At 59.3% G+C, this 7,792-nt stretch carries 7 protein-coding genes; all 7 read right to left on the bottom strand.

All coding sequences use genetic code 11. The features are described 5' to 3' along the window. Positions 1–957 (bottom strand): Hpt domain-containing protein (locus tag GHO25_RS24850; RefSeq protein WP_178110224.1); only part of this gene is annotated, 957 nt, incomplete at its 3' end. A gap of 65 nt (positions 958–1,022) precedes the next feature. Continuing rightward, entirely contained in the window at positions 1,023–1,811 is a 789-nt protein-coding gene (locus tag GHO25_RS24845; RefSeq protein ID WP_153393142.1) for a protein phosphatase CheZ, read from the bottom strand. 20 nt (positions 1,812–1,831) lie between these two features. After that, on the bottom strand, positions 1,832–2,203 hold the full coding sequence (locus GHO25_RS24840) for a chemotaxis response regulator CheY (protein ID WP_162207692.1): 372 nt from the start codon (positions 2,201–2,203) through the stop codon (positions 1,832–1,834). A 163-nt stretch (positions 2,204–2,366) separates the two neighbouring features. Then, complete coding sequence (gene fliA / locus GHO25_RS24835) at positions 2,367–3,110, bottom strand: RNA polymerase sigma factor FliA (protein WP_227024854.1); 744 nt, start codon at positions 3,108–3,110, stop codon at positions 2,367–2,369. Continuing rightward, complete coding sequence (gene fleN, locus GHO25_RS24830; protein WP_153393139.1) at positions 3,107–3,937, bottom strand: flagellar synthesis regulator FleN; 831 nt, start codon at positions 3,935–3,937, stop codon at positions 3,107–3,109. The genes fliA and fleN overlap by 4 nt, the downstream gene beginning before the upstream one ends. A 117-nt stretch (positions 3,938–4,054) precedes the next feature. Next, a complete protein-coding gene (gene flhF, locus GHO25_RS24825) occupies positions 4,055–5,374 on the bottom strand; it encodes a flagellar biosynthesis protein FlhF (RefSeq protein WP_153393136.1) in 1,320 nt (439 codons plus the stop codon). A gap of 11 nt (positions 5,375–5,385) precedes the next feature. Beyond that, positions 5,386–7,515 (bottom strand): flagellar biosynthesis protein FlhA, encoded by a 2,130-nt coding sequence (gene flhA, locus GHO25_RS24820; RefSeq protein ID WP_048371631.1) that lies wholly within the window; start codon positions 7,513–7,515, stop codon positions 5,386–5,388. Positions 7,516–7,792: the final 277 nt, after the last annotated feature.

Genomic DNA, 7,792 nt, shown 5'->3' with positions numbered 1-7,792 from the left:
GGCTTGGACCTTGCTGGCGACTGGCGCCGCTACCGCACTGACCGTCGCAGCAACCGCTGGGCTTTCGGCCGAGAACTGGCCTTTGCCATGTAGCTCGTCGAGCAGGGCTTCAAATTCTTGATCGGTGATGTGGGCTGCCGGCGTGTCCGCGACGGGTTCAGCCGCGACGTCAGCAGGGGCAGCGGCGACAGCCTCAAGGGCGTCTGCGCTGAACGAGCCCTTGCCGTGCAATTGGTCCAGCAGCGCCTCGAATTCATCGTCAGTGATTTCATTGCTGGCCGCAGCAGACGTTGCCGGAGCTGTAGCGGCTGCGGGCGTGGCCACGGCGTTCGCAGAGAACTTGCCTTTGCCATGCAACTGATCAAGCAAGGACTCGAACTCGGCGTCGCTGATTTCGTCGCTCAGGGTCGCGTCGTCAGAGGCCTGTTCGACAAGCGCCGCATCAGCCTTGACCGCATTCAGCGAGTCGAGCAGTTGTTCAAATTCGTTATCGGTAATGTCGCCGGTGCTGTCGTTAGACACGGCCTCGACCACCGCAGCAGGCGCATCGACCGCTGCCGGGGCGGCAGCAGGCTCGGCCAAACGCGCCAACGCGGCCAGCAACTCAGGGCTGGCGGCGGTGATCGGGCTGCGCTCGCGCACTTGGGCAAACATCCCGTTGACGGCGTCCAGGGCTTCAAGCACCACGTCCATCAATTCCGCGTCGACGCTGCGCTCACCCTTGCGCAGGATGTCGAACACGTTCTCGGCGATGTGGCAGCACTCCACCAACTCATTGAGCTGCAGGAAGCCGGCGCCTCCTTTTACAGTGTGAAAACCGCGAAAAATAGCATTGAGCAAGTCTGCATCATCCGGTCGGCTTTCCAGCTCGACCAGTTGTTCGGACAGCAACTCTAAAATTTCGCCGGCCTCAACCAAAAAATCCTGAAGGATTTCTTCATCGGCGCCGAAGCTCATGTGTGTGCTCCTTGAAGGAGGACCTTTCAGCGCCGGACAACAGCGCCCGCACGCCTACTCAAGACCTAGAAACCTAAACTGGACAGCAAATCGTCTACATCATCCTGGCCGGATACGACGTCACTACGCTTATCGGCATGAATCTGCGGACCTTCACCCTTCGTCAGGTTTTTTTGCGAATTATTTTCAGCACGCAGCGCTTCGTGGTCATGTTCGATCCCGGCAAAGCGATCGACCTGGCTGGCCATGAGCACCAACTTGAGCAAGTTCTGCTCGACGTCGGTGACCAACTGCGTGACCCGCTTGATCACCTGACCGGTGAGGTCCTGGTAATCCTGGGCCAGCAGAATGTCAGTCAGGTTACTGGAGACGATCTGCTGCTCGGCTTCGCTGCGCGTCAAAAAACTGTCTACCCGACGCGCCAGCTCGCGAAACTCTTGCGCACCGACTTCGCGGCGCATAAAACGCCCCCAGTCCGCGCTCAAAGCCTTGGCTTCCTGGCCAAGGCCATTGACCAGCGGCGTGCAGTTCTCGACCAGATCCATGGTCCGGTTAGCGGCGGCTTCCGTTAGCTTCACAACATAAGCCAAGCGCTCGGTCGCATCCGTGATATGCGACACTTCTTCGGCGCGCGGCATGGTCGGATCAATATGAAAATCGACAATCGCGCTGTGCAATTCACGCGTCAGCTTGCCGACTTCACGATAAAGGCCACGATCGCGGGTCTGGTTCAGTTCATGAATCAGCTGTACTGCGTCGCCGAACTGGCCTTTTTCAAGGCTTTCAACCAGCTCTTGAGCATGTTTTTTCAGGGTCGATTCAAACTCGCCCACTGTTGATTCCTGCCGCTCCATAGTGCCCCCCGGGGAACCGTTCAACCGATGCGTTCAAAGATCTTTTCGATCTTGTCCTTGAGGGCGATGGCGGTGAATGGCTTGACCACATAACCGTTTACACCGGCTTGGGCAGCCTCGATGATCTGCTCGCGCTTGGCTTCGGCGGTGACCATCAATACCGGCAAATGCTTGAGTTTTTCGTCGGCACGCACATGGCGCAACAAGTCGATACCGGTCATGCCCGGCATGTTCCAGTCGGTGACCAGAAAGTCGATATGCCCCAGATTGAGAATCGGAATCGCCGTGGTGCCGTCATCCGCCTCGACCGTGTTGGTGAACCCCAGGTCACGCAACAGGTTTTTAATGATCCGCCTCATCGTTGAAAAGTCATCAACGATGAGGATTTTCATGTCTTTGTTCAAGTCGACCTCCAGCAGTCTTAAACGCGATCACAACCGGACCGCGCCATTCAATCAATTCGGTTTATTACGCATCCAACCTGTAGGAGCGAGCTTGCCTCGCGATCTTTTAAAAGCCCCAAAGATCGCGAGGCAAGCTCGCTCCTACAGTGAGTCAATGCGCTCGCCACTGCCCCAGGCGTGCGCGCAAACGGGCGGCGCACTGGCTGTGCAACTGGCTGACACGCGACTCGCTGACCCCCAGCACCTCACCGATTTCCTTGAGGTTGAGCTCTTCGTCGTAGTACAGCGCCAACACCAGCCGCTCACGCTCGGGCAACAAGCTGATGGCCTCGGCCAGCGCGGCCTGAAAACGCTCGTCTTCGAGGTCTCGCGACGGCTCAAGGTGCGCGCTGGCGCCATCTTCATGCAGCCCCTCGTGCTCGCCGTCCTGCAACAGGTCGTCGAAGCTGAACAGACGACTGCCCAGGGTGTCGTTCAAGATGGCGTAATAATCATCAAGGCTTAACTGGAGTTCGGCCGCAACCTCGTGATCTTTAGCGTCACAGCCGGTTTTTGCTTCAATAACGCGAATTGCGTCACTGACCATGCGCGTATTGCGGTGCACCGAGCGTGGCGCCCAGTCACCCTTGCGCACTTCATCGAGCATGGCACCGCGAATGCGAATGCCGGCGTAGGTCTCAAAACTCGCGCCCTTGGTGGCGTCGTACTTGCTCGAGACCTCGAGCAGGCCGATCATCCCGGCCTGAATCAGGTCGTCCACTTGCACGCTGGCAGGCAAACGCGCCAACAGGTGATAAGCGATGCGTTTGACCAACGGCGCATAGCGCTCGATCAGCTCATATTGGCTGTCACGTGACGGCTTGCTGTACATGCGATAGCCGCTGGCAGTCATCAGACTCGTCCTCCACCTGCTTGCTTTACCAAACGCTCAACAAAGAACTCCAGGTGGCCACGGGGGTTAGCCGGCAGCGGCCAGGTATCGACCTTTTGCGCGATAGCCTTGAACGCCAGGGAGCACTTGGAACGCGGGAATGCTTCGTACACGGCGCGCTGCTTTTGCACGGCCTTGCGCACGCACTCGTCGTACGGCACGGCGCCCACATATTGCAGGGCAACGTCAAGAAAACGGTCGGTCACTTTGGTCAGCTTGGCGAACAGGTTGCGCCCTTCTTGCGGGCTCTGGACCATGTTCGCCAACACCCGAAAACGGTTCATGCCGTAGTCGCGGTTAAGCAGTTTGATCAACGCGTAGGCGTCGGTGATGGAGGTGGGCTCGTCACACACCACCAGCAAAACCTCCTGGGCTGCGCGGACAAAACTGACCACCGACTCACCGATCCCGGCGGCGGTATCAATCACCAGCACATCGAGGTTGTCGCTCAGGTCGCTGAACGCCTGGATCAGGCCTGCGTGTTGCGCAGGGCTCAACTGCACCATGCTCTGGGCGCCAGACGCGGCGGGCACGATACGAATCCCGCCGGGGCCCAGGAGCAATACATCACGCAGCTCGCAGCGACCCTCGACCACATCGGCCAGGGTAAATTTCGGTGTCAGCCCCAACAGGACATCAACATTCGCCAACCCGAGGTCGGCGTCCATCAACATGACGCGCCTGCCCAGTTCGGCCAGCGCGATGGACAAATTGACTGACACGTTAGTTTTACCGACGCCACCCTTGCCGCCGGTCACTGCGATCACCTGTACGGGATGCATGCTGCCCATGATCTTTTTTTACCTTGTCTTACTTAGACGCGGCTACAGAGAGTGCTGCGTGTTCCCCCAGGAACAACACTGTGCAGACCTTCAATGTAGGTACATTGCAACGTTTTCATCTTTACCCTAGCCAACCCGTTTGGGCGGGCTGTGGTAAATGTCAGCGAACATATCGGCCATGGCTTCTTCGCTGGGTTCTTCCTGCATTTGCACACTCACCGCCCGGCTCACCAATTGGTGGCGGCGCGGCAAGTGCAGATCGTCCGGGATCCGCGGACCGTCCGTGAGGTACGCCACGGGCAGGTCATTGCTGATCGCCAAACTCAGTACTTCGCCAAGGCTGGCGGTTTCATCCAGCTTGGTCAGAATGCAACCGGCCAGCCCACAGCGCTTGTAGCTCAGGTACGCGGCCGACAGCACCTGCTTCTGGCTGGTGGTGGCGAGGACCAGATAATTGCGCGCCTTGATCCCGCGCCCGGCGAGGCTGTCCAGTTGCAGGCGCAACGCCGGGTCACTGGCTTGCAGCCCGGCGGTGTCGACCAGCACCACGCGCTTGCGCGCCAGCGGCTCAAGGGTTTGGCCCAACGACTGGCCGGGGGCCACGTGGGTCACCGGCACATTGAGAATGCGCCCCAGGGTTTTAAGCTGCTCCTGGGCGCCGATACGAAAGCTGTCCATGCTCACCAATGCAATATTTTGCGCGCCGTACTTGAGCACATAACGTGCCGCCAGCTTGGCCAGCGTTGTGGTTTTACCCATGCCTGCAGGACCGACCATCGCGATCACACCGCCCTCTTCCAGCGGCTCCAGTTCAGGGGTGGTAATCATCCGGGCCAGGTGCGCCAACAACATGCGCCAGGCCTGACGCGGCTCTTCAATTTCGGTCACCTGGGTCAACAAACTGTGGGACAACGGACCGGACAAGCCGATGCGCTGCAAACGCCGCCACAAATTGGCCTGTTCAGGCCTTGAGCCTTGCAACTGGTTCCAGGCCAGCGAGCCCAACTGCACTTCGAGCAACTCGCGCAGGCCGTTCAGCTCATTGCGCATGTCGTCAAACACCCGCTGGTCAATCGATGGCGCCGGTGCAGGCGCAGGCTGTGGCCGCGACGGTTCTTCAAAGCGCGGCTCAATCAACGGCTCGGCGGCGGTCAGCGGCAAGCCGGCAAACAACTGGCGGCTGGCATCAGTGTCGCCTTCTGCGCGCAAGCTCAACTCGGCCTGAGCAGAGACAATCTTGGACTGGGTCTTGCGCAGTTCTTCTTCCAGCTCAACGTTCGGCACCCGCGGTGCCAGCGCGGACAGCTTGTAGTCCAGCGCTGCGGTCAACTCAACACCGCCGGCGATCCGGCGATTGCCAATAATGGCGGCATCCGCGCCCAATTCATCACGAATGAGTTTCATGGCCTGACGCATGTCGGCGGCGAAAAATCGCTTCACTTGCATAGATCAAACCCTCAGCCGTTAGGGCCCACTGTCGCAACGATGGTGACTTGCTTGTTGTCAGGGATTTCCTGGTACGCCAGCACATGCAGGTTGGGCACCGCCAAACGGCCAAACCGCGAAAGCATCGCGCGTACCGGGCCTGCCACCAGCAAGATCACCGGGTTGCCTTGCATCTCCTGACGCTGCGCCGCGTCGATGAGTGAGCGCTGGAGTTTTTCTGCCATGCTTGGCTCCAGCAACACACCGTCTTCCTGGCCTTGTCCGGCCTTCTGCAAACTATTGAGCAATATTTGTTCCAACCTTGGTTCCAAGGTGATCACAGGCAGCTCAGACTCAACGCCGACAATGCTTTGCACGATGGCGCGGGACAAGCCGACACGCACGGCGGCAACCAAAGCGGCAGTATCTTGACTCTTGTGGGCATTGTTAGCGACGGCTTCGGCAATGCTGCGTATATCGCGCACCGGCACCTGCTCGGCCAGCAGCGCCTGCAACACTTTGAGCAACTGCGACAGGCTCAACACGCCCGGCACCAACTCTTCAGCCAATTTAGGCGACGACTTGGCCAGCAATTGCATCAGTTGCTGCACTTCCTCATGGCCAATCAGCTCATGGGAATGCTTGTACAGAATCTGGTTAAGGTGCGTCGCCACCACCGTACTGGCATCGACCACGGTATAGCCCAGCGATTGCGCCTGGCTACGCTGGCTGACCTCGATCCACACGGCTTCCAGACCAAAGGCCGGGTCTTTGGCGGTGATCCCGTTGAGGGTGCCAAACACCTGGCCGGGGTTGATCGCCAGTTCGCGGTCCGGGTAGATCTCGGCTTCGGCCAGAATCACGCCCATGAGCGTCAGGCGATAAGCGCTCGGCGCCAGGTCGAGGTTGTCGCGAATGTGCACGGTGGGCATCAAAAAGCCCAGGTCCTGGGACAGCTTTTTACGCACGCCCTTGATCCGCGCCAGCAATTGCCCGCCCTGGTTGCGATCCACCAGCGGGATCAGGCGATAGCCCACTTCCAGGCCGATCATGTCGATGGGCGTGACGTCATCCCAGCCCAGCTCTTTGGTCTCTTGGGCGCGGGCGGGCGAAGGCAGCAGCTCTTGTTGGCGCTGCACTTCTTGCAGGGCCTGAACCTTGGCCACGTTCTGTTTTTTCCACATCCAGTAGGCAGCGCCACCGGCCACAGCAGCCAGGCTGAGGAAGGACACATGGGGCATGCCCGGCACGATCCCCATCACCGCCATCAAACCGGCAGACACCGCCAGCGCCTTGGGCGAGGCGAACATCTGGCGATTGATTTGCTTGCCCATGTCTTCGGAGCCCGAAGCACGGGTCACCATGATCGCGGCGGCGGTCGACAACAGCAGCGACGGCAATTGCGCCACCAGACCGTCACCGATGGTCAGCAAGGCGTAGACCTTGCCCGCTTCGCTAAAACTCATGCTGTGCTGGAAGATGCCCACGGCCATGCCGCCGATCAGGTTGATAAACAGGATCAACAGACCGGCAATGGCGTCACCGCGCACAAACTTGCTGGCACCGTCCATAGAGCCGTAAAACTCGGCCTCTTGGGCGACTTCTTGACGGCGCAGCTTGGCCTGGTTCTGATCGATCAGCCCGGCGTTGAGGTCGGCGTCAATCGCCATTTGTTTGCCGGGCATGGCGTCGAGGGTAAAGCGCGCGCTTACTTCGGAGATCCGCCCGGCACCCTTGGTCACCACCACGAAGTTGATGATCATCAAAATCGCGAACACCACCATACCGACCACATAGTTGCCGCCGATCACCACCTCACCGAAGGCCTGGATCACTTTACCGGCAGCGGCGTGGCCTTCCTGGCCGTGGAGCATCACCACGCGGGTCGACGCCACGTTGAGCGCCAGGCGCATGAGCGTCGCGACCAGCAAAATGGTGGGGAACACCGCGAAATCCAGCGGGCGCAGCGCGTACACGCACACCAGCAAAACCACAATCGACAGCGCGATGTTGAAGGTAAAAAACACATCCAGCAGAAACGCCGGGATGGGCAACATCATCATTGCCAGCATCACCAGCAGCAACAGCGGCACGCCCAACTGCCCGTGACCCAAACCGGCCAGACCGTTGCGTGCGGTGTTGATTAACTGAGAGCGATCCAATGACATGCCTAAACCTTTAGCAAACTTTTGACGCCAGATGCGTCTGCAAGCCTGCCACTGCAAGAAGCCTTCCAACTTTGGCAAAAGGCCACATTGCCGGGAGACAAACCCAAAATCTGTAGGCGCGAGCTATGGATCAAGGTCAAAAGATCGCGAGACAAGCTCGCTCCTACAGGGGTTGTGGTTAAACCGGCCTTAAGCGCCAGCCCAGCACGTCGAGCACGTCGCAGCCATCGCGCAGCAATAACACTGCGGTGCTGGCCAGGTGTTTGAGATC

Origin of the sequence: Pseudomonas sp. FSL R10-1350, from assembly GCF_009600525.1 — a bacterium.
GTDB classification, from domain to species: Bacteria; Pseudomonadota; Gammaproteobacteria; order Pseudomonadales; family Pseudomonadaceae; genus Aquipseudomonas; species Aquipseudomonas helleri.
Note: the sequence above shows the minus strand (reverse complement) of the source record. Positions and strands in the feature narration are given on the sequence as shown.

Bases quoted from the DNA above. Each gene is read 5' to 3' on its own strand.
- fleN (WP_153393139.1), bottom strand. From the start codon at position 3,937: ATGGGCAGCATGCATCCCGTACAGGTGATCGCAGTGACCGGCGGCAAG.
- GHO25_RS24840 (WP_162207692.1), bottom strand. From the start codon at position 2,203: ATGAAAATCCTCATCGTTGATGACTTTTCAACGATGAGGCGGATCATT.
- GHO25_RS24845 (WP_153393142.1), bottom strand. From the start codon at position 1,811: ATGGAGCGGCAGGAATCAACAGTGGGCGAGTTTGAATCGACCCTGAAA.
- flhF (WP_153393136.1), bottom strand. From the start codon at position 5,374: ATGCAAGTGAAGCGATTTTTCGCCGCCGACATGCGTCAGGCCATGAAA.